Below are 26,073 nucleotides of genomic sequence, written 5' to 3' on the forward strand. Positions count from 1 at the left end.
GCCTGTATTCGCCTGGTTGGCCGCTATGCTCTGCCACGCGGAGCCATCCGCCGCCAGCGCGTACTCGAGAGAGATCTTGAGCTTGGAGGCGTCATCATCGGGATCGGCAGCCTCCCACTCGATGGTCTGTTCGCCTGTCCATACCACTCCGGCTGCGGGCTTGAGCACCCGCACTTCCGGCGGGAGGTTTATGGCCGACCACGCGATGGCGAAGGCATAATAGTTCTTTGCCTCTTCGGTGTCGCTTTGGCCTGCGTCGATGTAGTACGCGGGACTGGCAGCATAGGTGAACCGCTCGCGCCGTGCACCCCCTGAGCTTTCCGGATAGGTGGAATAACCTGTTCGCCCGTGATAATCGCGCCCGAATATCGGTTGTATCGTAAGCGTTCCGTCAGTGTTAACGCACACCGGGTTGTTCAGGCCTGCGTAATTGCTCAAGGCGTCGGTGAATGCCTCGCTGTCGGGAGGGCAGCCACGCAGGGCCTCAAGGAAATCATCTGTAATGACCCCGCCCGATGAAGCTTTCAACGCAACCAGAGCCTCATACAGGCTCCTATTCCCATATCCGGCCGCAATCAATTCATCGATCAGCCCGCCTTCTTCGTTGCTCAAAACGAAGGTAGTAGGCTCCGCAGCTGCCCACGCGATGGCAAAAGCATAATACGAAGTGCCGGGACCACTGCTCCCGGCAGCTATGTAATACTGCGGGCCTTCCGCGTAGGTAAACAACTCGCGCCCCGCCTCCGGGGTATCCGGGTAGGTGGAATAACCCGTTTGCCCGTGATACTGACGCCCGTAAATCGGCACAACGATGAGCGTTCCGTCTGCATTGATGCCAATCGGACTGTTTGTGGGAACCGCAACATCATTCAGCTTTGCTGTGAATATCTCGCTGGCCGCCTCATTTGAAGCAAGCGTCATCATGAAGCGGTCAGTGATCGTGCCCCCGGAAACAGGCTGCAACAGCTGCATCACTTGGTATAGGTTCTTGCTCCCGTGCCCCGCCGCAATGAGCGTGTCGATTAGGCCGCCTGCCTCATTCGTCAGCACAAACGTGGTATCCGCGCCGATGTACCACAGCTTGAGCGGTATGCCCACCGAGTCCTGCGCGCTCGCCTCGGTGACGGCGCTGCCCTTGATGACCGCCGTGATGTCCACGTCGGCGGTCAGTGCCGTGGCCGCCGTGCCGGTGAGCGTGATAACGATGTTGTTGCCCGTTCCCTTCGCGGCGGTGTAGGAAAGCCCTGCGGGAAGTCCGGTCAGCGTGACGTCGCTGGCGGTTAGGCCCGCCTTGACCGTGCCGATGGTCACGTTGATGTCCCACGTCTTATTCCGCGCGGAGGGCGTCTTGTTGTCTATCTGCAGGATGGCGGCATCGTCCGTGGCCGTGCCCGCGACGATGACGACGGCGGGCGGCGCAAGCGCGATGACGGTCACCGTGCCAGCGCTGAAGTTGGTTACGTAGACTTTGTTTGTGCTTTGGCTCACCGCAAGCATGGTGGGGCCGTCCGCATCCGCGAACCCCACCGTTTCGAGGGTGTCCCCGTCGATTCCGGTCACGGTATAGCCTGCGGCGCTCCGATCGTCTTCGTTAACGTTCGTTATATAGACTCGATTGGTGTCCTCATTGACGGCGATGATACTTGGATGAACGCCCACGGGGACGATTTCGGTCGAATTGTCTGCACCGTCGATGACGAGCACGGAATTGAAGGCGGAGAGGGAGACGTATATCTTGTTCGTCGTCTCGTTCACAGCCGCGTCGTACGGATAGGCCTTTGTCCCCAGTGCGATGGTCTGCGCGGCAAAATCATTGTCCCCGTCGATGACGGTCACAGACCCATCGTTGAGCAGATTGCCCCAGTTGACCACATAGAGCATGTGGGTCGTCTCGTTGACGGCGATATCCCGCGGCCGGGTCCCGACGGTCACCGTCGCCTTGACCGTGTTGTCAGTCCCGTTGATCACAACGACCTTGCCGCCCATGTCGTCGGCCACATAGACTTCGTTTTCGGCCTCGTTGACCGCGATCGCGCAACCCTTTGTGCCCGTGACGACGGTAGCCTCAATGGTGTCGCTCGCCCCGTTGATGACGTATAGCGGGGTTGCGGTGTTTTCACTGGTGACATAGATCTTGTTGGTCTGCTCGTTTAAGGCGACGGCGTATGCGCCGGCGCTCAGCGCAATGGTTTTGACCGTGTTCGTCGCTCCGTCGGTCACATAAGCAGACGTGCCGGAAGCGGAGTAGACCTTATTGGTCGTTTTATTGATTGCAAGGGCAAAATCACGGCTGCCCGCGGTTACCGCTGTATCGACGGTATCCGTATCGCCGTCGAGTACATATATCCTGCCGGACCAAAGACTGCCGGCGTAGATTTTGTTCGTCGTCTCATTGACCGCAATCGGGGCTAGCATCGAACCACCGGTCATCGTTACCGTTGCCACAGAGACCGGCGTTGCAAACCGCCGTACAGCGCCGTAAGCCGTGCCGCTTCCGTTCGTCGCGTAGGCGCGGACGTAATAGGTTGTGTTGGGAGAAAGACCGGCGAGGGTTGCGTCAAACTCGCCCGTGCCCGCTTCGTCGGCGGTCACAGCCGTTCCGGTTACCAACGTCGGATCGGAAACTGTGGAGTATACGACGCCTCGCTCCGTTACGGTATCCCCGCCGTCGCCCGTCACCTCGCCCAGGATCAGCGCGCCCGTCGCCGCGAGGTCAAGGATTTCGCCCGTCTGCACAGCAAGGGGGGCGCCCGCGTATGCTTCCTCATACCCGCCTTTCCAGTCCAGCACGTTCCAGTTTTTGCCCGTCGCGATGGAAACGTCGGATGTGAACGCGACGTTGCCGTCCGCCGGGGATGCCGCCGTGTCGATAACATATATCTTGTAGTTATTAACATTAGCGGCGGTGGGCAGCGCCGAGACGATTGCGGTCATTGCCGCGCCCTTGATCTTGTTGCTATAGAGCTTGAGCTGCATCAGCTTGGTGTTCTGCGATACGTCCAGCGCCGCAAGCCGGTTGATGGCACAGTTGAGCACCGTCATCTCCGTCACGTGCGATACATCTACCGCGGTGAGCAGGTTCTTCTCGCATTCCACCCGCTTGACGGTCGTGCTCTGCGGCAGCGTCAGCGCTGTCAGCGCGTTATTGGTGCAATACAGATTGACCAACGCCGTGCTGGAGGACAAATCCAGCGCGGCAATGGCGTTGTTGCGGCAGTTCAGTTCAGCAATGGCGGTCTGGGCCGACACGTCTAGCGCCGTCAGCCCGCAGCCTGCGCACTGCAGGTTGGTCAGCTGCGTATTGACGCCTAGGTTCAGCGACGAAATCATGTTTTCCGAGCAATTGAGCGTCTTTAGCGCGGCGTTGTTGGAGACGTCCAGCGCGGTCAGGCTGTTGTGCTGCAAGTTCAGCGTGGTCAGTGCCATGTTGTTGCTCACATCCAGCGCGGTCAGGCCGTTGTAGTAGACGTCCAGGCTGGTAAGCGCCGTGTTGTTTGAGACGTCCAGCTCCGTCAGACTGTTGCTGCGGCAGATGAGTCCGGTCACCTTGCCGTAAATCCTGATGGTCGGCGAGCTGACAGTTTTGGGACTGCCCAGCTCCTCTCCATCGTCCTTGACTCCGTTGTCGTTCAGGTCGATCCACACGCCGGGCAGGTCGGCCTCGGCCGCCGTGATGCTGGTAAAGTAAATAGCGGAGCCCGGGGCCTTTTCCGTGGTGAGGGTGATGAAGGGGACTGCGTCGGGATCGTATACCCAGATAAAGCTGCCTTGGCCGTCGGAATAGGTGAGATACCCCGGCTTCGTGGTCGGCGTGACTAGCGCGCCGTCTGATTCGCCAAATACCATGGCCCTGTCCGCCTGGATCGTACCGTCGATGGTCGCCTTGCCCACGCTGTACGCGTTGACGCCCGCGCCTCCGTACAGGACCGCAATCACATCGCCGTGGACAAACACCTCCGCGCCCCTGGAAACGGCGATGCCGTAATACTTGCCTTGCACATCCCCGGTCACGAAAACCAGGCCGGAGGTTTCGGCGGCGACGCCCGTCTCCGCGGCCGTGATTGCGTCGCCGCCGATCTCAACGCGGGCGCCGGATTGCGCGTATGCGGCAAAGCCGTAACCAGCGTCTGAGACGGTCGTCACACTGCCCTCGACTCTAGCACCGCTTCCCTCCGATGCCGACACGCCCTTCCGGCCGGCGTCAACATCGCCCGACACCGTCACTGCCGCGCCGCTGCTTAGCAGCAGGCCGGTGCTGTCTGGGGAAGTCGTCCTTACGTTTCCGGCGACGATAGCTTCCGCGTTCGTGTTCGCCTGGACACCGAAACTGGTTCCCGTCGCCTCGCCCGTTACTTGGATGTTGGAGCTTTCTGTGGCTAGGATAGCGACGTTGTCGCCGGCCACATTGCCCGTCACAGTGACGGACGCTGTGTTGCCTGACAATACACCGATATACCCGCCGACATTGCCGATCACGGTCACGCTGGAGTCGCTTCCGTACGCATACACTCCCGCATAAGCGGTAGCGGAGACGTTGCCCGTGATATTGACGGTCGAGCTTTGCGTTGTGTTGATGCCGTATTCCTCGCCCATCGCGTTCATCGCGCCAACGCCAGCCGTGGTCAGGCTGCTGCCTTGCGAGACCTCCAGTGCGGTTCCGGACGCGACGTTGATGTTCAGGTTGTAGCCGTTCAGGTCGAGCGTTATTCTTCTTGCGCCGTCGATGGCAAGCATTGAAGTACGCTCGATTGTCTGCAGCAGTCGGATGGTTGTCGGAGTACTCGCGGGAACGTCGGCGATCGCCGCGTCCAGTGTTTCGTACTGCATCCCGCCCACGATTTCGCAGACCGGGGAGCCGGCGGCGACGCGGACGACCGCAATGCCCATTGTGTAGTCGCCGGAGTCAAACGGGTTTCCAGCCACGGCTGCAAGAGCTCCGGTGGAAGAGTCGATAGTATAGCCGCGAACGTTTTTCACGTTCCCGACCAGGGAATTGACCACATACAGGAAAGCACCCCCTGTATCACTTGCTAGCGCGTTGGGCCAGTTTCCGGATTCGAAGGGGCTTCCCGCGATCTCCGTCAGCGCGCCGGTCGCGGTATCGATGGCGTAGACGGCAATGTTATGGGAATAGCCGTTGGTCACATAGAGCGTATCGCCCAGGATCAGCAGAGCGGTGGGGTCGTCGCCCACGGTGGCAAATGGGCTGCCGGCCACGGGGGAAAGCGAGCCGTCCGTTTCGCCGATCCAATAGCCGGTAATGGTTTCCTCGCCCCAGTTGGCTGCGTACAGAAGCTGCCCGCCCGGATGAACGGCGACGGAGCGTGGGCATACGCCCGTATCGAATGGGCTGTTCGGCAGCCGCTGAAGCGTGTCGGTATTGAAGGCGGATATGCTGCGGGAGTGCATATTGGCCGCATAGAGATACCGTCCGCTCGGATGGACGGCTACGGAGCAATTGGCCAACGGCGTGGAGACTCCGTTGAAGTCTATCATATAGCCCTCCGAGGAGAGCGCGCCGCTGGAGCCGATGGCGAACACCTTGATATTGTTGTTATACCGGTTGGCCACATACAGCCGTCCCCCGTCCGGGCTGACGACGGACGCGACCGGCTCGGGTGAGTGGTCCTCATCCTCGTAGGTCGACGTACTGAAGGGACTTCCCGCGATTTCCGTCAGCGCGCCGCTTTCTTGATCGACGGCATACGCCGACACAGTTCCATCGCCCTGGTTGGTGACGTAAATGTACTCTCCGCCGGCTGTCGCCGTGACCGATGCCGGATATTGCCCGGCCGCGTAAGGGCTGCCCGGGAGCTGTGTCAAAACGCCGGTGTCCGCATTCGCCGAGTAAGCGGAGACATTGTTGTCGTTGTAATTGGCCGCGTAGATAAAGTACCGGTAGTTCTCGCCCGATGCGCGGGCCGTCGGTAACGCGCTCATTGCCAGCACAGAGAAGAGCAGCGCCGCCAGGATTCGCTTTCTCACCGTATACACCTCTTTCCGAGTAATCAGGTCTCCGCGCGTTTGCCTACATCGGGCGCCGGCCCGATTACGCCCGTAGTCGTTCCATTAGTTCGTCCAGCTTCGCGCTGTTCACCGGCTTTAGGAGGCTTCCGAAAGCCGGTATGCCCTTAGCGCCTTCGAGCTCTTTCGCGAAGGCGGTCACGAACACAATCCGGGCCGTGGGCATTTGCGCGAGTATCTTTTGCGCCAGCTCCGCGCCGTTCATCCGGGGCATGGACAGGTCAAGGAAAAACACGTCAGGCCGTATGCTCTGCACAGCTTCCAGCGCCGACACCGACGCGGTAAACGCGCCCGCGATCTCCACGGCGCCGTAGCGGGACAGCAGGTAAATCAGCTCGCCCAGGGCCGGAGCCTCGTCGTCCACGATCATCGCACGCATTGGAGCCCTTCCTTTTCCTCGTAGTACGCTGATTTCACCATAGGCATCTCACAAAATCTCACAGACTTGAAAAGACCCGATTTCATGCGGGCCAGCGGGTTCGACTAGACGCAAGAAGACCGCTTTCGGGGGCGTTTTGGCCCTCCTTAAGCGGTCTTTCGAGAGAGTCATCTGATGCTTCTAGGGTTACTGGCGTCGCGCCGGGCGGGTCATTTCGCGCGCTTTACGCGCTCGTAGTGCTCTTCGTATTTGGCTTGCGGCTTCAGGCGAAACTCCCTTTTCATGAGGCGGGCGTATTGCTCGTACCGTTCGCAGTAAGCCGCGCGGTTGCCGCTGCCCATGTAAAGGTCCAAAAGCGCCTCGCAGCCCTCGGCGGACAGCGGGTTTCGCGCAAGCAAGGCGCAAAGCGCGTTTTCCGCTTCGGGGACGCGGCCCGCCGCCGCGTGGCAACCAGCCAGCTCCAGCGCGATGCGCTCGTATTCGACCTCCGCTTCCTGCGCGCTTTCGGCGGCCCACTCAAACGGCTCCTTTTCCAGATACGGCCCCCGGCACAGGGCCAGCATCCGCGCCGCTTCCGCCGCGTTTTTGCCCGTGACGGCGCTGCCCTGCGCAAAAGCCATGAAATCTGTGTAATCGCACACGCCGGGCGCGACGGTCAGGCTGTAATCGTCGGCCATCCGTATGTATCTGCCCTCCGCGTCTAGCTCGGACAGCAGGCTGCGCAGCCGGTAGATCGTCATATACAGGTTGTTTGCAGTGGCCTTGTCGCTTTTACCGTCAAAGAAAGCATAGAGCATTTCTTCCTTTGTGGGGGCCGCGCCGCGCAGGTCGATGAGGTAGAGGAAAAGCTCCCGCACCCTGCGGGTTTCCCATTTGGCTTCCTCGGCGGCAAGCAGTTCAAAGGCTCCAAAGCAACGGATTTTCATACGGCTTTCGGGCGCGGACGCGCGGTTCAGCAGCTTATGCTGCGCGCGAAGATGCTCTATGGTTTCGTCCAACCGCGCTTCTTTTACGGGTTTGAGCAGGAAGTCCAGCGGGAACGATTTGTAGGCTTCCAGCGCGTATTGCGCGTGAGCCGTGACGAATATCACGATGACGCCGGGGCATTGCGCCTGAGTTCCGAGCGCCAGCTCCAGCCCGGTAAGGCCTGGCATGTCGATGTCAAGAAAGGCCGCGTCGGGGCGGCTTTCCCCGGCAGCCTTTAGCGCCGAGGCCGGATCGGTGAAGGCGCCGGCGATCTCGATGTCGGGGTATTTGCGAAGCCGCCAGACAAGCTCGTCCAGACTGGGCTGCTCGTCGTCAACGAGGAATACGCGCATTGGCGGCAGCCTCCTTCCACGGGATACTCATGCAGACCTCGCAGCCGCCGCCCTCCGGCACAGAGAATACAAGCTGCGTGCGGTACATCCTCGTCAGGCGGCGGTTGATGTTCTCAATGCCAACGCCCTGCCGTTCAGAAGCGTCTTTCGCGCGCAGGCCCACGCCATCGTCGCGCACACCGACGAGCGCCTTGCCCTTATCCGTCCGTTTGGCATAGATGACCACCGTACCGCCGCCTTCCTTGTCGCGCAGCCCGTGGATAAAGGCGTTCTCGATCAGCGGCTGCAAGATGAGCGGGGGCAGCAGCAGGCGTTCCGATTCGATATCATATTCCACCTTTACGCGCTCCCCGAAACGCGCCTGCTCCAGCGCGGCATAGGCGCGCACAAGTTCCAGCTCCTGCCCGATGACGATCAACTCGTTGCTGTCGTAATCGTAGAAGCCTCGCAGATAGCTGCTGAACTCCGACAGCAAATCCCTCGCGCGGTCGGCGTCGCCGCGGGATATGGAGATGATGGTGTTCAGCGAATTGTGTATAAAATGCGGGCGTATCTGGCTTTTCAGAAAGGAGATTTCAATCTGCTGCGCGCGGTGGTAGCGCTGCGCGACTATGACGCATTGCGCGATGAACAAGACCATGCATTCGGGAGCAGCGCTGGCCAGCAGATAGAAGCCGGTTGAACGGTCCGCAAAGAACATCTCGTAGAAAAGAAAGGCCAGCATGAACGCCATCGCGCCCAGTAGCAGAGGCGCGCCGGACTTTCCCCGATAGGCGGCGCGGGCGAGCTGCGCCGTCACAAATGCGACTACGAACAACAGGAACAAGTTGAGCAGCATGTACGTGCTCATCATGACCTCGAAAGGCAGCACGATCACGCACAGCGATACGAGAGCGCAGTAAGACAGCAGCGCGACGACCTGCCACTTTCGGACGATGCTGCCGTAGGTGCAGTAGATGAAATACAGAAGCAGAAACTGCGCCCAGATGAGCGTCAGGTAATCGATCCAGCCGAAGCCCGCTATGGGCATGTCGGGCAGGATGTACGTTACGGGCATGCTCCCGAGGATGGTGAGGCGCATCAGCATCAGCGCGCCGATGCCGGCCAGTATCAGCACGTCTCGCTCCTGCCGCTGCGCCGCATAGAAGATGCAGAAGAACAGGCTGATGAAAGCGATGCCGCCGAGCGCGATCATGCCGACAGCCGACAGCGCGCTGTGAAATCGCGAAACCTGTTCATATGTACCGAATATGACGGGCTCCCACATCCCGCCCACGGCGTAGGCGTCGTTGGATACCTGCAAGATGATGTCGAAGCTGTTCGTTTCGGCTGTGAAATAGCCAAGCTGGGGCCGGTAATTGGACACGGGCGCGTCCGCCTTGTCCCCGAAGACGCCGTTTCCCGCGATCAGCTCCCCGTTCGCGTAAAGCCGGTAGGCTGACGCCATGTTCTGCACCCGCAGGCCGTATTTCTCTCGCGGTCGCGCGCCGGTCACGCGGACGCGGTAGGCGGCAAGGCCAAAGCCGGGCAGCTCGCCAAATACCGTTTCGTAGTGATTCCATTCGCCCGGCGCTTGGACGATGGCGAAGGCTTCCGCGCCGCCTTCGACCTGCGAATCGATCAGGAGTCTGTCCCAGTAGAACTCCCATTCGCCGGTGATCTCAAAGACGCTCTTTTGGTTCCATTCCGAAAGGTTCAGAACGCCGCCTTTTGCATGGGGCGTCGTGGCATACGAAACAGAGGCATTGACATACAACCCCGCCACGGCCATGACTGCTATGAGTATGGGCAGCGTCACGCGCGCTGCTCGTTTTGTTCTCATGTTTTTTCTCTCTCCGATCAGCGCCAGATGGTTGCCAAGCTCAGATATTCTCGTAATACGGGTTGATAGTTCCTTGAAACACTTTTTATTACAATGCAGTTATCATTCTAACACAGATTTACCAGTTATCAATGCAAAAGGCACGAGAAAATACGCTTCTGAGCTGGGGTAATGTCTGTGCGTTGAACGATCTTGCCTTCGGGAGCATCGATCTCAACAATACGAATTCTTTCCAACTGGTTTCGCATCCTGGGCCACGTATCGCCAACCTTGTTTTCGGCTACGCGCACCAGGAGAAGCTCGATTCCATCCAGGGCCATGTTCTCCTTGGCTTGGACGAACAGGTCTGCAAAGAGCGCGAATATGATGCCGGAATGCATGAACCTCGTTCGGTGGTCGCAAAGAGTCACCGCGTCGATCCCGAGGAAATCCCGGCTAACCCCCAACGCATACTTGCACCTCTCGTCGAACCGCGACTCCTCCTCGAACTCCCGGCCTGAGCAACCCTTCTCAAGCTGAATCAGAAGCGCTCCGAATGTCAGCACGGGAGATGCCGAAGGTCGCCCAACGCGGGAGAACAAGGGGCTAAACACCGAATCGTCGATTTGCCAAAGATACCGGCGCATACGTGACCAATAGGAATTCTCAGGCATCGTATTGGCCCACACAGCGTCCGAAAACGCGGCTTGATCATCGCGTCGACCTTGCATGGAGCGATCCTCCAATGGAGCGCAAAGTGGAGTACTGTGTTACGAAATCGAGAGGAGTTTTCTGGCTGTCAAGCGACCTCAGACCGCCTGCCGTCACCGACAGTCGGTGGGTTCACGGGAGTTATCGAGCAGATTCCTAGGGGGCCGATTCAGGTCCAGGTAAGGAGCGTAGCAGACATGGCACTGCACAGACGCGGTACGACATGGTAGATGGACTTCGTGGTTGACGGCGAAAGAGTCCACAGGTCTACCGGCAAGACAAACAAGGACAAAGCTGCCGCGGTAGAAGCCGCTGCAAAGCGGATCATTCATATTCCGAACCGAGTCTGCTCCAGATCAGGTCTCCTATCTTTGCTGTACCCAAGGACTACTCTGGCGGGGAAGGGCGACTCGGTGTCATTGATGCGTTCTCGCGACTGAAGAGAATTGCCTCCCATTCGTCTGCAGGAGCAGGCGGCGGCCTTCTCGAAGTATAAAAACGAGACTGCACTTTACGGATTCACAGGCGCATCCTACTTGAGGGAGGGTCTTTAGTGAGATCATCGGGACTTGCGTTTCTTGTATTGGCGGCGCTGCTCGCTCTGGGCAGCCTTCCGGGTTTGGCTTCCGAGAACATCTCGAATCCAGTCGAGGGCAACCATACAACTGCTGAGTCACTCCAGACCATGCTTGAAGAACGGTGGATCGACTATAGCAGTGACTATCCGAACTTCCCCGGCGGGATTGCCTTATTGGTTGCATCTGCAGAAGACAGCTACTTTGCCTCTTGCGGTATCGAGGGCGAACCAACTGAGAACACCCATTTCCGGGCCGCCAGTATCACGAAAACGTTAACCGCGGCTGGTATACTCATTCTGCAACAAAGAGGGCTCCTCAATATCGAGGATACCGTTGACTCCAACATCCCTGGACGGGCAGAACCATACCTACCTGACACCCCACAATACGCGATTCCGTATGGAGACAGCATCACCATACGTCAGCTCCTTGAGCACAGAGCAGGAGTATTCGATATCAGTAACTATGTGGTTCCCGAGAACTCCGAGGCGCCCTATGCTGGACAGAACTATCTCGGGTACATCTTGCCCCAAGACTTCGAGCATACCGTGACTTTTGATGAGCTTGCAGGCGTCATTGCTTCAAACCAGCTTTCGATTGCCCCGCCTGGTACAGGCTATAGCTACAGCGATACGGGCTATTCGTTACTAGGCAAGATCATCGAGCAAGTATCCGGAGAGAGCTTTGGCGACTTCATAATGAAGAATCTCCTATTGCCCAATGGCCTGCATGATTCTAGCCTGCCATATCTGGGGACTGATCAGACTCTTCCTTCTCCGTTCACCATCGGATACGACTACTATGGCGGCGAATCCGAGCCCGTAAGCAACGATAACCCCTCATGGCAGGTGGCCAACGGCAACCTAGTGACGACACCAGCCGATCTTGCTGAATGGGGAAAGAGGCTCTACACCGGGGAAGCAGGTCTGGAGAGCGAGTATGTCAAGATGATGATGGATGTTAAGAGACTCAGCGATACCGGCGGCTACGGACTTGGCTGCGAGTACATAGAGGGGATCGGATATGGGCATTCCGGCGCTGTGAGCGGTTACCTCTCGATGATGAGCTACGACCCAGATCGCGACTTGTCCACAGTCGTTTTCGCCAATGTTATGAACTGGGATGACCTGACCAATCAGATGATGTTCTTCAGAGGGCTGATCCGACAGGTCCAGACAACCCTGAGAGGCCGTTCGGAGATGTGAATAGGTGTAGGGGCTATGCTGACCTACGTGGCGTCAGTGACCAAATGGGGAGCACTCATGTTGTCGCTCAATCATAAGTACAGATAAATGGCGCGCCTGGCAGGAATCGAACCTGCGACCCACGGATTAGAAGTAGCCCATGTGAGTGTTTCCTCGTATCCTCCAGTGCTGAATATGGCCTCTACGTGCGCCCTGTATGGAATATCCATGTCGGGGCGTACGTACAACATCACCGTTTCCGCGTAGTTCGTGACCATTCTGTGACCACTGCTCAGTGCACGAGTCTGGCCTTGTAGCTGGGGCGTTGGCAGCCCACGCTTGCCTCGGTCAGGTCAGCCCTGGAGAAGCGAATGCCGGATGCCGCCACGATGGTTTCGGATCGTGACGACCATGCTGTCTTAAGGCCGGGCGACAACCAGGTTTCACGTCACGGGCACATTCAGCTTCTCCTTAAGTCTCCAACCTGAGGGTCCCACGTCCGTTTTCCGATACGCGCCCCCAAGACTCATTGCCACTATGTGTCCTTAACTATCTGGGGATCGGATTGGAGTGTTGTCTGGGTCACGTCTTGTCAAGTGGTGTAAATCGCTGGGTGCGTGTAAGGATTGTTGCTCCTAAAGCCTGGCGTCATTTCCTCCACAGTGGCTGTTTAGGCTGCCCTTAGGCACTCCGCTTGGTTCCCAGCTCCTGACTTGGTCCTTTCCTTGCGGTTACGCCAGAACTCGTCCCAGTTGCCGTTTAGGACGTATGTCCTCAGGTTGAGAACCTTCTGAGATCCTTCGGCACTCCAGCGCATTCCCGGCCTTTTCTCCCGTATCTGCACCACGCTCTTGCATGCGCTCTCTACAACGCCGCTGCCAATGTGGCAACCCTTTGCCCGGTATTCGTCATACCTCATTCTCTCGCGGTTTGTCTCAAGGCCCATATTCAGCACCCTGACGGCACAGGGTTGAAGGTTTTTTCAGCCGATTGGCAGACCTGCAAATGGAAATTGCTTCCTTGTACTCTTGGCGTGATTGTTGTATGCTCAACGTAAGAGGCGAGGATGATGTCACTGAGGGCTTTCTCGGCGGGAGCAGGCGCCATGATCGGTCAGGTCATCAGGGAGCTTGGGATAGTTGAAACCATCGATAACCTGGTGAAATGGGATCCGAAACAATGCAAGCATTCGCCCGGCGCGCATGTTCTTGCTATGCTCATCAACATCTCAAGATTGCCCCGAGCATTCAGACAGGAGCAGGAAGTCAAAGATAAGGCCTGGTCAGAGGGAGATTGGGTCGACGCCGGGATCTTGACCCAGAACCGTAAGCGCGATTCGGCGTTCTACAAGTGCAAAGAGTACGCCATGAAGATCACTACTAAGACCGCCGCCCGGCCATACAGGCTTATTGTCGTACACTCAACCAGCCTCGACAAGAGGAAGGCCAACACGCTTGAGAAGAACTTGCTCAAACAGCGGGAAGAGCTTGAAACAAGCCTCAAGCAGCTCGGAACAGTGGAGTTCGCTTGTGAGCCGGACGCCAGGGTAGCCCTTGAGAAGATCAAGCGCGAGAATCGCCATGCGCTGTACGAAATCTCGGGGGATGCACAGGCCGAGGAACAGGTCCTGAAGAGATCCAGGCCGGGTAGGCCCTTGAAGGGCGAGCCCATCCCTACTAAGGTCATCTACAGGGTAGGAGCAAAGGTGGGCAGGCTCAAGGAGCAAGAGTATGAAGATCTGAAGCTCAGGGCATCTTGCTTTGTCCTGATCACCAACATATTCGATTCCAAGGCGTATACGGCCACGCAAGTGCTTCTCAACTATAAGGAGCAAACAGTCGTTGAACTGCAATTCAAGGCGATCAAGGAACCCGAGTTCGTGAACGCCATGTTCGTGAAGAAGCCTGAACGGCTGGAGGCTCTTGCATATGTAGTGCTCCTCGCAGCCCTGGTTCGTGCGATCATCCAGCGACGAGCAAGGCGTTATGCTGAAGCTACTAACGAGGAGTTGCCAATCCCGGGCAAGAGGACAACAAAACGGCCTACAGCACGGATGATATTGGATTCGTTTGATGCTGTCATCGTTGTTCAGCTTCCTGATGGCAGTCGGCTGCTTTCTGAATCAAAACTGTTTCCGGATAAGATGTTCCGGGCTCTGGGAGTATCGCCGTCGGTCTACATCACAATTCCGCAAGAAAACCGCTTCCTCTGAAAACCAAGCGATTCAAGGCCCGAGGGTGCTGAATATGGGCTCAAAAATGAGAAACTCCGCCGGGATCCGCGAGGCATGCCGTCAGGGCGTCACTGAGTGCCGCCGGCGGATCGCCAGTGCAAAAATGCTCGTGACGGGCGCAACGCGCGTAGCTGGGCGTAAAGGAAAGGCGGCGCGGCGGCGCCGCCTACCTCATATGGTCTCGCGCTTGTCCGGTCGAGCACTCGCGGGTGACGGCGCCGGGATTCTCATTTTTGAGTGGAACGGCGGGTGTAGATTCTCATCCGTGAGGATTTCCCGGCGGTCCACACTCAAAAATGAGAAACTCCGCCCGGACCCGCGAGGCATGCCGTCAGGGCGTCACTGAGTGCCGCCGGCGGATCGCCAGTGCAAAAACGCTCGTGACGAGCGCAACGCGCGTAGCTGGGCGTAGCGGTTGAGAGCGCCTCGGAAGATTCCGGGGAAGCCGAGCGAGTTGTTCACCTGATTCGGGAAGTCAAATCGGCCAGTTGCCACGACTCGGGCTTCAGCCTCTATTGCGTCCCATGGCCAGATCTCCGGGACCGGGCTTGGACACGCGAACACTGTCGTATCCTTGGCCATGCCCTCGACGCATGCTCTTCCGACTCTTTCAACGCAGGTCGTAGTCTACCGCGATGCTTTCACTCCCTTCCACTGCTGAGGAGAGGCTGAAGGGCTGGCAACTCCAAGCAGGACAGACGTGAGGAATAGCGAAACTCCTTGCCAAATGGTCATGCCTTGCTGGGGGACTATCGTAGTGTTGGCGCCCTTCATCAAGCGCCAGGAGGTGTTCTCATGTCGACGTCCCGAATCAAGGCCCTTCAGGAAGGGCTGCGCTCCCACGGCTTGTCCTGCGCTTTCCTGGTCCCCGGGCCGAACCTCCGCTATCTCACCGGCCTTAACCTCGAAGCCTTCGAGCGGATGATCCTGATGGCCGTTCCGGTCATCGGCGATCCCGCGTTCATCGTCCCCGAGCTCGAGGCGAACAAGGTTCGCGCCCTCGTCAGCTCCTGGGAGAGAGCTTCGTGCCACTGCGCACCGAGGCGGGACACAGTATACTCCTATGCAGATTCCGACGGACCCATCAACGCGGCCCGCCGCGCCCTTCTCGCTGCGAACCTGAACGACCTCTCCTCGGCCGGCGCCGAGTTCCTGCACATGCGTCTTCTGGACCGCGACATCATCGAGCGCGCCGGCGGGCCTGGGAAGTTCAGCGACTTGAACCCAGTCATAGCCGAGATGCGCTCAGTCAAGGATGCGGATGAACTTGCCGCCCTTGAGCGTGCTGCCGAGATCGTCGACATCGGCATTGCCGCCGCAGCCTCGGCCATCGCTCCCGGCGTCACCGAACGAGAGGTGGCGACGGCGATCGAGAGCGCCATGCTCAAGGCGGGCGCAGACTCCGTTCCCTTCAATGCCGTGTTATCCGGCCCGAACGCCGCCCTTCCCCACGGCGAGACCAGCGATTGTGCGATCCGCGAGGGCGACATGGTCATATGCGACATCGTAGCTACGTACCGGGGCTACAGCGGCGACATTACCCGCACGTTCGCCGCAGGCCACCCCGCCCCTGAGATGGAAGCTGTGTATCAGGCGGTTCTCGCGGCCAACCGCGCCGCATGCACTGCCGCTCGCCCCGGACTCACCGGCGCCCAGCTCGATTCGATAGCTCGCGAGGTGATATCCAGCGCCGGCTTCGGCGAGTACTTCATCCACCGCACCGGCCACGGGCTTGGCCTCGAGATTCACGAGGAACCCTACATCGTCCAAGGCGCCGACAGGCCCCTCAAGCCAGGTATGGTTTTCACGATCGAGCCCGGCGCCTATCTCCCAGGCATCGGCGGGGTTCGCATCGAAGACGATCTGGCACTCACAGCAGACGGGCGCCGTATTCTCACCACGTTCCCCAGGGAGGCAATTATGTGCGCACCGAAGTGATGCATCTTTCGCGACGGCAGCTGGCTTTCGCGGAAGCACCAGCAGGTTTCCGCAGCATTCTCCCGTATTGCGGCGGCTCCCATTGGAGCATCATGTAGTTGTGGATAGCAGCGCCGGCGGAGCAACATGCCCGCCGGCGCACACAGGGAGTCTGATAATGCAGTTTCGCACGTTGACTTAGCGCACCACGTTTAGCACATCAGGTTGCCGGGCGGTCACCTGAGCAGTGACAGCATTGCCCCGGCCATTATCATGATCACGGCGCCGCCAAGCCTCGACGATATCTGGGCAAACGGCATCAGTTCCATCCTCTTTGCAGCGGAAAGGACTGCAAGGTCGCCCGATCCTCCCATGTTGGCCATGCACAATCCAGCCGTAATGGAAGACTCAATGAAGTGGAACTTGAACAGCTGGCCGAACAGACCCGCGCCCAGCACCGCCCCGATTACGGTTGCCACACAAATCAGCACGAACACGGGATTCGATATGCTGGCCACAAACTGGTCGATGTCCGTGTAGAAGAGCCCGACTCCCAGCATGATCGGGGGCATTGCAAGAGCGATATACTTGGGAAGATATGCCCTAGCGGTCTGATAGAACTCCTCAGGGAACAGGTTCAGCCCTTTTGCGATGCACGCGAGGATGATCATCCATGCGTACGGGTGGATATTCACAGGTACGATCTTGCGTGCGAGATTGCCGAGAATGATGAAAGCTCCTATCCACACTATGATCATACCGATGGACTCAGGCGTGAGGGTCACTGGTTTGGCGGCTGCCTCCGGTTTCGAATCGCCGTGAATGGCAGGCCTATCCGTCTTGACGAGCTGACCATTGCCAGTAAGCGACGGGCGCAGCTGGCCCAGTTTGTTGAGGACAGCAGCGATGATAATGGATATGATGTTTCCGAGAACGACCGCGGCAACCAGCATGGAAAGATATGCCTCGGCATCCTTCATCCCAGCCGAGGCGTATATCTTGGCCATTGGTATCGCGCCCGCTCCCATGCCTCCGCCCATAATCGGCTGCGAAATGTACAGTATTGCATCCCAGAACCCGTATCCAAGCAGGGCGCCGATTGCTCCTCCGCAAAGGTAGGCGCAGATCACGCCGGCGATTACCGTAGGAAGGAAACCAACCGCCGAACGTATGAGCACTTTTCTGTCCATTCCCATGATACTGCAGATGAGCAGGTTGCCAATGGTGAAGACGAGGAAATCGTCCACAACATAGAATGTCTTGATGGTCTCGAGTGCGGTCTCAGGGATGAACTTGGCCAGTACGGCCCCGGCAAACATCGTAAGAACCACACCGCCGCCCACCCAATCCTTCCAGACAGGTATGGCGTCACCGATCTTTGTAAACAGGTGACTTGTGATCAATAGCAGGGGTATCGCAAAGATCATGCCCTTGCCGATGAAGTTGTACGCCACTCCGATAATGCATATGACGAACGCTGCGAGGTAGTACCCGATGTCCATCCCCAGAATCTTGGTGCTATTCTGATTCATGACGCAGTGCCTCCTGTGCTCCGTACATTGCCGTATCCTACAGTGGAATCTCTACATCCAGCAGAGGTGCATGCTGCTGTGCACCGTATGAGTCGGTGTCACCGAAATCTCCGCTGAACACTCTCCGAGGAATGGTAGCCTTGAAGGAGTAGGCTGGATCGTACTCAAAGAACCGAACCTTGTCGGGCGTCATTCCGTACAATCGGGCTATCAGGTCGGCATTGAGAACTCCGGTGGCCTTGACATTCCGGTACGTTTCCGCGTCAGGGAGCATTATGTCGAGCGTGACCCAGAAAGGGCCTGCATTCTTGCTGCGGATAACCTTGGCGATGTCCTTGAGCTTCATTGCATTGTGCCTCCTCAGCTTCTTCAGAGATCGAGTATCTCCGTCCTGAACATCTCGAAGGGATCGTTCGGTTCAATCAGGTGTTCCATATTGAAGCGGTACACGGGCCCCATCGGGATATCAGACGGCGAAAAGGCGACTGCCATGTTCCCGGCAATGCACTTCCGACCGGGGAAATCGTGATGCAGAGTGAATGTCCGGGAGAAAGCAAGGATTACTTTAGACAGTTCAGGGTTGGACGCCACCACGTCAATCACTATACCAAGCTCGTTGGGTGCAACGTCCTTGTTCGGATCCCATTCGCCCATGATCGCGTTCTTTCCATATACATGGAAAGCCAGACGGTAGTCCGACTGCTTGACCTCGCCCTTGAACGCGTCGTCGACGCGCCGCTGCACTGTGCTTCTAACCATTTCCAGGTAATCGTCGATCTGTCCGATCAGTATGGGATCGCGCGTCCCCATGATGGAAATCGTTCTGTAGCCAACCTTGGCTGCAGCCTCAAGCTTGATCCGGTAGGTGCAATCTGGAACGAACTTGCTGCCCGATACTCGGACTGTCCTCTCGTCCACCTGCTCGTACCGGGCGTTGCTCAGGTCCAGCATGCCGCCTGCTTCATAGAGCTGATATGGGCTCGCGTTCTCATACAGGGCGTGAGCAGCGGTGCTAACAGTGGTGTGGCGCTGGGCCGGGTTGAGAGGCTCGACCAGGAAGTGGTCTCGACGCATGGTGACCAGAATACAGTCTCCGGCGTTCGCCGGCTCGGCAGACATCGCGCCGCACTCGAGCAGCTTGGCCGCGTGCCACGCGAGGCCGGGATCGAAGCCCTCCTTGATAGGCATTGAGGCGAAGATCGATGTGTCGCTCGCCCGACCTGCGATCACGATGTCGGCTCCTTGTTCAATTGCCGCGATGAACGGCTCCGCGCCCAGAAGGCCCACGATGTGCTCAGCCTCATCGATATCGTGATCCGTCAGTTCCGGCAGCGCGCCCATCGACTTGACCTTGCCCTGCTTCGCCTTGGAGCGCACGTAGGCTTTGTCCTGCTCAGAATGGATTACCGCCAGTTTCATGTGGAGATCGTTCTCGCGAATTATCTCCATCACGATGTCGAGGAACCACTGAAGGTTTGCATCTCCGCCAGAGCCGCCGGATGTCCCGATGATCAATGGAATGCCAGCTCCACGCGCAGCTTTGATGAGCAATGACGCGTCTCGCTTGCATGCCTCGCGCGACACAAACGCTGTTCCGGATCCCAGATAGAACGGCCCAGGATCTGTTGAGCCTGCATCGCATCCAAGCACGTCCGGCTTTCGTTCCATTCCCCGCCTTAGCGAGTCTTCAGAGAACCCGTATCCTACGATGCCTGTGGCAGATAGGATCTTCATCTCCTGCTTCGACAACTGGAACACCTCCGTTGTGTGTTATTGCTCTCGTGAACGTGGAAGAGGACGGGAGCGGTGGTCACGCCACGTGCACACTCTAAGCGTAGCACCCATCTGCTACGCAGAGCCCTTACATTACTTTCGAAACACCGATCAATGCTTTCGAAAGGTTGCCGAGGCAGAGCAGCGGCCATAGGCTTAGAATGAGGGAGTGTTGGTCCTGGCGTCTTTGGTCGGCCCGATTCGCAGTCACTACGGATGGCAGTATCAGGGTGAGCTGCGATTCAGCGGTTGTCGCGGGGGAGCATCGGTGAGAGAATGGAGTCGGCGCCTTACTTGGCATCCCGAAAGGCGGGTTCGAACATGAAGCGAGGACGCTTCCTGCTTCTTCAGGACAGGGTATTCCTGTTTGCTGTTGTGGTAATCGTGTTCACCATTGCAATTGTAGGTTCAGTGTCGGTCTGGACTATCAAGTCGGAGTTGGAGAGCCGCTCAGGGGCGCGCGCCCTCTCGATAGCGAGGACTTTTGCACTGCTCACGCCGGTCCGTGAGAACCTGGGCAAAGCCGACGGAGCATCCGTGATCCAGCCTGTCGCAGAAGCTGTGCGTCTCGCATCGGGCGCTCAGTTCGTCGTCACCATCGACATGAGGGGAATCCGATATTCGCACCCGGTTTCCGGTCGCGTAGGCGAGCATGTCGCCGGCGGTGACGAGAACCGGGCTCTTGCGGGCGATGAATACATCTCCCGCGCCTGTGGCACCCTAGGCCCATCCATCAGAGCGTTCACGCCGATCTACGATGAGTCCAACACGCAGGTAGGAGCTGCCATTGTGGGCTACTTTCTCGATGACGTCGATCGCGATGTCCACACCACGCTGAACAAGATGTACGCTGCGTTTTTCGTGTCGCTAACGCTGGGTCTGGTCGGTTCCAGCATTCTAGCGCAAAACGTGAAGAAGACCATGTTCGGCATGGAACCGTTCGAGATCTCTTCACTGCTTGAGCAACGAAACGCCATACTCTCATCGGTCCGCGAAGGCATCATAGCCGTGAACGCGGATGGCAACGTGGCGCTCGTCAATGACGAGGCCAAACGGATGCTGGCTATCGATGACGACATAACGGGAATGCCCGTGTTGGAGGTGATCCCCACAACCAGGCTGCCCCAGGTCTTGGCGACGGGTCAGCCTGAATACGACCGTGAGCAAGTGCTTGGACGCACAGTGATAGTAACGAATCGCGTGCCCGTCATCGTGAACGGCCAGGTGACTGGGGCAGTGGCCAGCTTCCGCGATAACGCTGCAGTCAAAAGGCTTGCGGGTGAACTCACAGGAGTCAAGAAGTACGTGGAGGCGCTCCGCGTCCAGTCCCATGAGTTCAAGAACACCCTTCATGCTGTGGCAGGGATGATACAGATGAAACGATATGATGAAGCTCTGGATTGCATCATGCAGGCTTCGGAATCCCGCGACAAGCTGATCAATTTCGTGTCAAGCCGGATACGGCCAGTGCCTCTGGCTGCTCTTCTAATATCCAAGGCTGGCGCAGCGAATGAGCAGGGGATCCAGTTTCGGATCTGCCCAGACAGCAGGCTCGACAAGGTTCCGCCGTGTACAGATGTGTATGATCTTGTCACCGTGGTCGGTAACCTCATAGACAATGCCCTGGAAGGCGCGGCTTCAGAGACGGGGCGAGATGCCGGCGAGCGCCGAGTGTCTGTCGCCATACGCCAGTCTGAGCACGGTGCGGCTGTTGAAGTGGCCAACACGGGGCCTGCCATACCCGATTTCGTGGCGCAGCACATGTGGGACCACGGCTTCACCACGAAATCAAACGGCCACGGAATTGGGCTTGCCCTTGTAAAGGACAGAATTGAGGCAGCTGGAGGCCGTTTCTGGTCTGAGCGAATCCAGCCAGGACACTGCCCAGAAGCCGTAGCGGGGCCGGTGAAGACCACATGCCCAACATCAGATACTGACGGTCTCACGGTCTTCCACGTGTTCCTTCCGGCGGAGGATGCACATGAACGCAGATGACAGGAACCAAGGAGAGGCTGAGCGACCCACGCTCAGAGCACTGCTGGTCGAGGACGACCCGATGGTCCTTGAGATACACGAAAGCATCGTGTCGAGTGTGCCCGGGTTCACGGTTGTCGGCCATGCCCGTGATGGGCGATCAGCCTTGCAGATGACGCGAGTTCTGAAACCCAACATCATAATCCTAGATGTCTACATGCCCGGTTGTGATGGCATCGACTTCTTCAGGGAAATACGAAGCCTCGATTGCCCGGTCGATGTCATCATGGTCACCGCGGCAGAGGACTCATCCACGGTGGTAGCGTCCCGGCGCCTCGGCGCCTTTGATTACATCATCAAGCCGTTCCGATTTGAGCGCCTGCGAGCCTCGCTGGAGAGCTATCGCGACACCCAATCTAGTCGGAACCGCAAACACGTGTGCCAGGATGACATAGACCGTGCCTGGCATGTACGCAACCCTCGGTCGACCCGCCAACAGGAGCTGCCAAAAGGAATACAGAAGCCCACACTGGATGCGCTTAGCGAGTATCTGAAGAAGAGCATTGCCTGTGCGTTCTGCACTGAGCAGCTCGCATCGGAGCTTGGCGTATCACGCATTACTGTCTCCCGATACCTAGATTTCCTGGTTGAATCGGGGCTAGTCACATCACAGCTCGACTACTCGACGGGCGGCAGGCCCCGGAGCCTGTACCAGCGGACTGGAGTCCACGGTCTCTGAGAGTAACGCACTTGCAGGATCGCTCCTATCCTCCGGGGCCTTCGCAAGGATCTCAGCCAACGGCAGATTGCCTTCCCTTGTATGGACGGTGATGTTCGCCATGATATCCGCACTCAACTGCCGCGGTTCACCCGACGGCCAGCAACGATGAACATGACGCCGGATACCACGGGAGGCAGTCCTATAAGGAGCCCTGCAGGCTCCAGGATTCGCGATGGCAGATAGCCAAAAAAGGAGAGTGCTCCAAGCCCCACAGCCGCCAAGACGACGCCTCCAGCTATGTTCCACTTCCACCCGACGGCAGCAGCGGCCATGAAGACGAGGCCGGGCACGGTGTGCATGACCGTCCCTACCAGACCAAGACCCTCGCCGATTCCAGAAACGAGGCCAAAGAGCGTCCACCATGCGGCCCAAGCCGCAGCAACGGCAAAGGCGATTCGCGCAAGACTCAGCTGATGCACCCTATCTCACCCCCGACTGCAGTAGTTCAAGAGACCATAATGCTTCCCGGTGTAGGCCCTGACGCTACCATGTACAGTTGCGTCATATTCGCTTAGTTGAAGACGGCGCCTGCACACACGTTCAGAGACTGCCCTGTTATCGCGCTGGCCTCGTCGCTTGCCAAGAAGATGACAGCTGCAGCCACCTCTTCAGCGGTAACCAGCCGGTTCATCGCTGCCGCGGCCTCCAGTCCCTTACGGTATGCATCAGGCGATATGCCTAACCGTTTGGACTCGACCTCCACCAGGTTGTCGATGCGCTCGCCTTCGACGGTGCCAGGACACACGCAGTTCACCCGGATCTTGTACTCAGCAACTTCGCGAGCCAGGGTCTGAGTCAAGGCAATCTGGGCCCACTTGGTGCAGACGTATGGGGATCGCGTGGGACAACCCTGCCTGCCAAGATCCGATGAGATGCTGATGATCGAGCCTGTCCGCCTGGGGATCATATTCCTCAAAACCGCGCGGCTGCAGATCATCGTACCGGTCAAGTTCGCAGCGATTGTTTCGTTCCAGCCGCGCAGATCCATGTCGACGACATTGGCGATGGGGCCGCGCAATCCCACGTTGTTCACGAGGATGTCCACTTTCCCAAGAGAACTCAGGGCTGCTTGTACCATCGCGGTCACGGATTGCTCGTCGGCTACGTCACAGGTAAGAGGAACCGCCCGCCTTCCAAGCGCCCGGACTTCCACCGCCACTTTCTCGCTGCCATCCTTCGACCTATTGGCTATCACGATGTCGGCTCCCTCGCGCGCGAGTCCGAGTGATATGACTCTGCCGATGCCTCGGCCTCCACCGGTTACGATCGCCACTCTGTTCTCGAGCCTCATTGCAGGTCCCCCCTCAGTTGTCTTGTAACGACCACCAAGACGTCGATACAGCACGCATCACCCATACGGCCGAAGAACCCTCTTCACCGCGGCATATTCAGAGACTCGCGTTCCGGACCAACTCATATGGACAAGTCCAGAGTGAACTCACCCGCGCCTTAGGCGTAGTAGGCGCCTGCTCCGAAGTGATTGCTGTTCCGTACGAAACGATTGATCCTCCGTATTCACGGGCCAGCTCAATCAATTTTCGCGTGGCTTTTACCGACACGACCCGACCTATGCCGTACCGTCCGTCAATCAGGCACGCGGACCCGGATTCCCCAATGATAGTGACATTCGCCTTGGAAACAGCTTCCCCTTCTCTCATCTGGCGAACATACGCAGGCAATGCTACCGCGCCGTGAGAGCCGCCCCTCGCATCTGTCTCTACCAACAACACATCCGCGGCGATAGATTTCTCTCCATAAGGCGGGCTGGCCACGTTCCACAGAACCTCCAGCCCTTCGACGAAACGTCCAGAGAATGTACTCCCTGCGCCCATCTTGTTTCTCGTGCTGATTCCCTGTTGCCGCTTTGTGGCAAGCAATATCATATCGTCAGGGGCATACGTATTTTTCCACTCGGATCCTGCAGTTCGTCGTGAATGCTCTTGTGAACTCAGTAGCGACCTCCGATTCTAGCCCACAGTGCTCTTGCTTCAGCAAGCTCCACTACAACGCCTGCTCCATCGCGCACCTTGATGGACCCCGTTGCCCGAGCTATCGCCGTACGAAAGTCGAGCATATCGAGGCGCTCGGCGCTGAATTGGATTCGCCCAGCCACCTTGCGCCATGCGCTCGCAAGCCTCTCCGCGCCCTCAAGTGCATCGTCCCACCTCTCGGCAATCACGCGCTCCTCAACCTGTGAGAGCCATGCCTCCACATCGTCCGCAGTTCCGGTGGGACGCTTCAGAATACCTGCCGACAGCATCACTGCGACGAAGAACGCGATCAGCGTTACTGGAATGGCTGCCAGAAGAACGCGCCTCCCCACGCTCGTAACCTCCCGCATCACAGATTGGCTAGTATGGCCCTGGGAAGTCGCCTGTGTCTACCGGGCTTGCCACGTGGTCCCGGAATGTGTCCACATATAGACTGCCCGATGTATCTAGCGTAGCCAGAAACACTTCCGATGCGTCGGATACTCCCTTCCTTCTCAGCTCAGTCGCGAGCCACGCACGGTCAAGGTGCACCTGCTCCAGATTCTGGTCCACCACCACGCCGTTGTACACCAGCTCTGTACTGATCCCCTGGTATTGCGATGGCAGGTTCATGTCGCTCCGTGTGACAGGGTGGAACTGGGATTTCTTGAGCACCGACAGCGTTCCGTTGGTTTCGAGGATGGCGAATTCAACCTCCCCGAGGTCAAATGTGTCTTTCACTCGCAGTTGCTCCATGAGATCTGATGCACGGTAGCGCGCCTTGCGCATGGCGCCCTCCATGATCTTGCCGTTCATGATCACCACTGTGGGCTCGCCATCCATGTACTTCGACGCGAATCTCCATTTGAGCGTGACCCACTGCATTGCAAGCCCGGCGGTTGTCCATACAGTCAACCCTACCCAGTGCGGCCAGGCCGTAACGGTCAGGTCAGTCGTGAGCGCCGCGGCAATCGACCCGATGGTAATGCCAAGGATGTAGTCGAAGTATGTGAGCTGGCTGATCTGTTGCTTCCCGAGCACACGGGTGTAGATCAACAGTGTGAAGAACCCGATCACAGCCCGGACGATCACCACGAGTGTCTCGCTCAAAGCCGGATTCCCACCTTCATGCAACCGTTCAGTTCTGGGAACAGCCCAATCGCCGCACAACGCCTCGCCTCAGTATGCTTCCCGGAAAGCCCTGTCACCACGCTGTCCGCACTCGATTACGGCATGGGAAGCGCCAAACCTGAATGTGATACAGCCCATCTTCGGCGCCCTTGACGGGATCGGGACGGAAGTTCTTCCACTCGAACACAGAGTCCCAGTTTCCTCCCGGATTCGCGCGCGTCGCATACCCAACACGGTATCCAGGTGCAAGCTGGACGCGGAGTGACCAGGCTTTTGCGGGAGATGGGCGCTTATGACCCGGGTTGACCGCCACAGCACATGCCTACGGGGGATTTTGGGCCCTGCAACGCCCAAAAAGCGCTCCCAGCAATCTCATTTCACCTAGATTTTGTCATATTCGCGTCTACTGTGGCCAACTTGAGCCAACTCGAGCCGCCATATACCCCCCCATTCGCACGATCCAGCGTGAGAATGAGCCGAGCTGATCTGATTTCGGCCACCCTGCGAGATAGTCTGGGTCAGATCCGTACACCTCGGCGGGAAACCTCACGGAAACGCGCTCGGGCATCCGGAGAGTGCTTGGGTTTGCAGTCGTCGTGTGGCTCGCTTCGTCGTGATCTCCGCGGGCGTTGCTGCGAGGTTGTCAGACTGCCAGGCCAGAGGCGTGTGAAGTGTTGCGCGCCCTCGCTGCCTGATGAGGCGCGACCGGCGCGACCAGCGCCACCGAGCCCTGAAGCGATAGTGTCGACGAATCCAGCAGTAAGAC

At 58.2% G+C, this 26,073-nt stretch carries 19 protein-coding genes and 1 pseudogene; 5 read left to right on the top strand and 15 right to left on the bottom strand.

All coding sequences use genetic code 11. The features are described from left to right. From VB144_10125 to VB144_10145, 5 genes are all read right to left on the bottom strand, one after another. A partial coding sequence (locus VB144_10125; GenBank protein ID MEA4883989.1) for a beta-propeller fold lactonase family protein occupies positions 1-5,985 on the bottom strand: 5,985 nt, incomplete at its 3' end. Between the two features lie 64 nt (positions 5,986-6,049). Continuing rightward, positions 6,050-6,403 (bottom strand): response regulator, encoded by a 354-nt coding sequence (locus VB144_10130; GenBank protein MEA4883990.1) that lies wholly within the window; start codon positions 6,401-6,403, stop codon positions 6,050-6,052. Positions 6,404-6,612: 209 nt separating this feature from the next. Further along, the gene (locus VB144_10135; GenBank protein MEA4883991.1) at positions 6,613-7,722 is read right to left on the bottom strand and encodes a response regulator; all 1,110 of its coding nucleotides are present in this window, start codon (positions 7,720-7,722) and stop codon (positions 6,613-6,615) included. Continuing rightward, entirely contained in the window at positions 7,703-9,544 is a 1,842-nt protein-coding gene (locus tag VB144_10140) for a histidine kinase (GenBank protein MEA4883992.1), read from the bottom strand. Before VB144_10140 ends, VB144_10135 begins: the two co-directional genes overlap by 20 nt. A 128-nt stretch (positions 9,545-9,672) precedes the next feature. After that, on the bottom strand, positions 9,673-10,254 hold the full coding sequence (locus tag VB144_10145; GenBank protein ID MEA4883993.1) for a transposase: 582 nt from the start codon (positions 10,252-10,254) through the stop codon (positions 9,673-9,675). Positions 10,255-10,787: 533 nt separating this feature from the next. Here VB144_10145 and VB144_10150 point away from each other — a divergent pair. Further along, the gene (locus VB144_10150; protein ID MEA4883994.1) at positions 10,788-12,017 is read left to right on the top strand and encodes a serine hydrolase domain-containing protein; all 1,230 of its coding nucleotides are present in this window, start codon (positions 10,788-10,790) and stop codon (positions 12,015-12,017) included. Positions 12,018-12,088: 71 nt separating this feature from the next. On the opposite strand, the gene VB144_10155 is transcribed toward VB144_10150, so the two are convergent. Together VB144_10155 and VB144_10160 are read right to left on the bottom strand one after the other, a co-directional pair. Then, complete coding sequence (locus tag VB144_10155; GenBank protein ID MEA4883995.1) at positions 12,089-12,274, bottom strand: hypothetical protein; 186 nt, start codon at positions 12,272-12,274, stop codon at positions 12,089-12,091. A 392-nt stretch (positions 12,275-12,666) separates the two neighbouring features. Then, entirely contained in the window at positions 12,667-12,942 is a 276-nt protein-coding gene (locus VB144_10160) for a hypothetical protein (GenBank protein MEA4883996.1), read from the bottom strand. A 123-nt stretch (positions 12,943-13,065) separates the two neighbouring features. Here VB144_10160 and VB144_10165 point away from each other — a divergent pair, with 123 nt between their 5' ends. Beyond that, positions 13,066-14,208 (top strand): IS1634 family transposase, encoded by a 1,143-nt coding sequence (locus VB144_10165; protein MEA4883997.1) that lies wholly within the window; start codon positions 13,066-13,068, stop codon positions 14,206-14,208. 435 nt (positions 14,209-14,643) lie between these two features. On the opposite strand, the pseudogene VB144_10170 reads toward VB144_10165, so the two are convergent. Then, a pseudogene (locus VB144_10170) lies at positions 14,644-14,811 on the bottom strand (malate dehydrogenase). A gap of 213 nt (positions 14,812-15,024) precedes the next feature. Between VB144_10170 and VB144_10175 the strand changes: the two are divergent. Further along, complete coding sequence (locus tag VB144_10175; protein MEA4883998.1) at positions 15,025-16,167, top strand: Xaa-Pro peptidase family protein; 1,143 nt, start codon at positions 15,025-15,027, stop codon at positions 16,165-16,167. 215 nt (positions 16,168-16,382) lie between these two features. Here VB144_10175 and VB144_10180 read toward each other — a convergent pair whose 3' ends face one another. From VB144_10180 to VB144_10190, 3 genes are read right to left on the bottom strand one after another with little or no spacing between them, the layout of a single operon-like run. Then, a complete protein-coding gene (locus VB144_10180; protein ID MEA4883999.1) occupies positions 16,383-17,678 on the bottom strand; it encodes a 2-hydroxycarboxylate transporter family protein in 1,296 nt (431 codons plus the stop codon). Between the two features lie 37 nt (positions 17,679-17,715). Next, entirely contained in the window at positions 17,716-18,024 is a 309-nt protein-coding gene (locus VB144_10185; GenBank protein ID MEA4884000.1) for a DUF4387 domain-containing protein, read from the bottom strand. A 23-nt stretch (positions 18,025-18,047) separates the two neighbouring features. Next, positions 18,048-19,427: an acyclic terpene utilization AtuA family protein gene (locus VB144_10190; protein ID MEA4884001.1), complete on the bottom strand. Its 1,380-nt coding sequence runs from the start codon at positions 19,425-19,427 to the stop codon at positions 18,048-18,050. A 345-nt stretch (positions 19,428-19,772) separates the two neighbouring features. Here VB144_10190 and VB144_10195 point away from each other — a divergent pair, with 345 nt between their 5' ends. Together VB144_10195 and VB144_10200 are read left to right on the top strand one after the other, a co-directional pair. After that, positions 19,773-21,446, top strand: coding sequence for a sensor histidine kinase (locus tag VB144_10195; GenBank protein ID MEA4884002.1), 1,674 nt, complete (start codon positions 19,773-19,775; stop codon positions 21,444-21,446). Continuing rightward, the gene (locus VB144_10200; GenBank protein ID MEA4884003.1) at positions 21,433-22,164 is read left to right on the top strand and encodes a response regulator; all 732 of its coding nucleotides are present in this window, start codon (positions 21,433-21,435) and stop codon (positions 22,162-22,164) included. The genes VB144_10195 and VB144_10200 overlap by 14 nt, the downstream gene beginning before the upstream one ends. A gap of 113 nt (positions 22,165-22,277) precedes the next feature. Here the strand turns inward: VB144_10200 and VB144_10205 are convergent, their stop codons facing one another. From VB144_10205 to VB144_10220, 4 genes are all read right to left on the bottom strand, one after another. Continuing rightward, positions 22,278-22,625, bottom strand: a complete 348-nt coding sequence (locus tag VB144_10205; protein MEA4884004.1) for a hypothetical protein — start codon at positions 22,623-22,625, stop codon at positions 22,278-22,280. A 92-nt stretch (positions 22,626-22,717) separates the two neighbouring features. Continuing rightward, positions 22,718-23,497, bottom strand: coding sequence for an SDR family NAD(P)-dependent oxidoreductase (locus VB144_10210; GenBank protein ID MEA4884005.1), 780 nt, complete (start codon positions 23,495-23,497; stop codon positions 22,718-22,720). 657 nt (positions 23,498-24,154) lie between these two features. After that, positions 24,155-24,529, bottom strand: coding sequence for a hypothetical protein (locus VB144_10215; protein MEA4884006.1), 375 nt, complete (start codon positions 24,527-24,529; stop codon positions 24,155-24,157). Positions 24,530-24,557: 28 nt separating this feature from the next. After that, positions 24,558-25,286 carry a DUF421 domain-containing protein gene (locus VB144_10220; GenBank protein MEA4884007.1) on the bottom strand — a complete coding sequence of 243 codons (729 nt, stop codon included), beginning with the start codon at positions 25,284-25,286 and terminating at the stop codon, positions 24,558-24,560. Between the last annotated feature and the right edge of the window lie 787 nt (positions 25,287-26,073).

It is taken from the genome of Clostridia bacterium, assembly GCA_034926675.1.
Lineage (GTDB): Bacteria > Bacillota > DTU025 > DTU025 > DTU025 > JAYFQW01.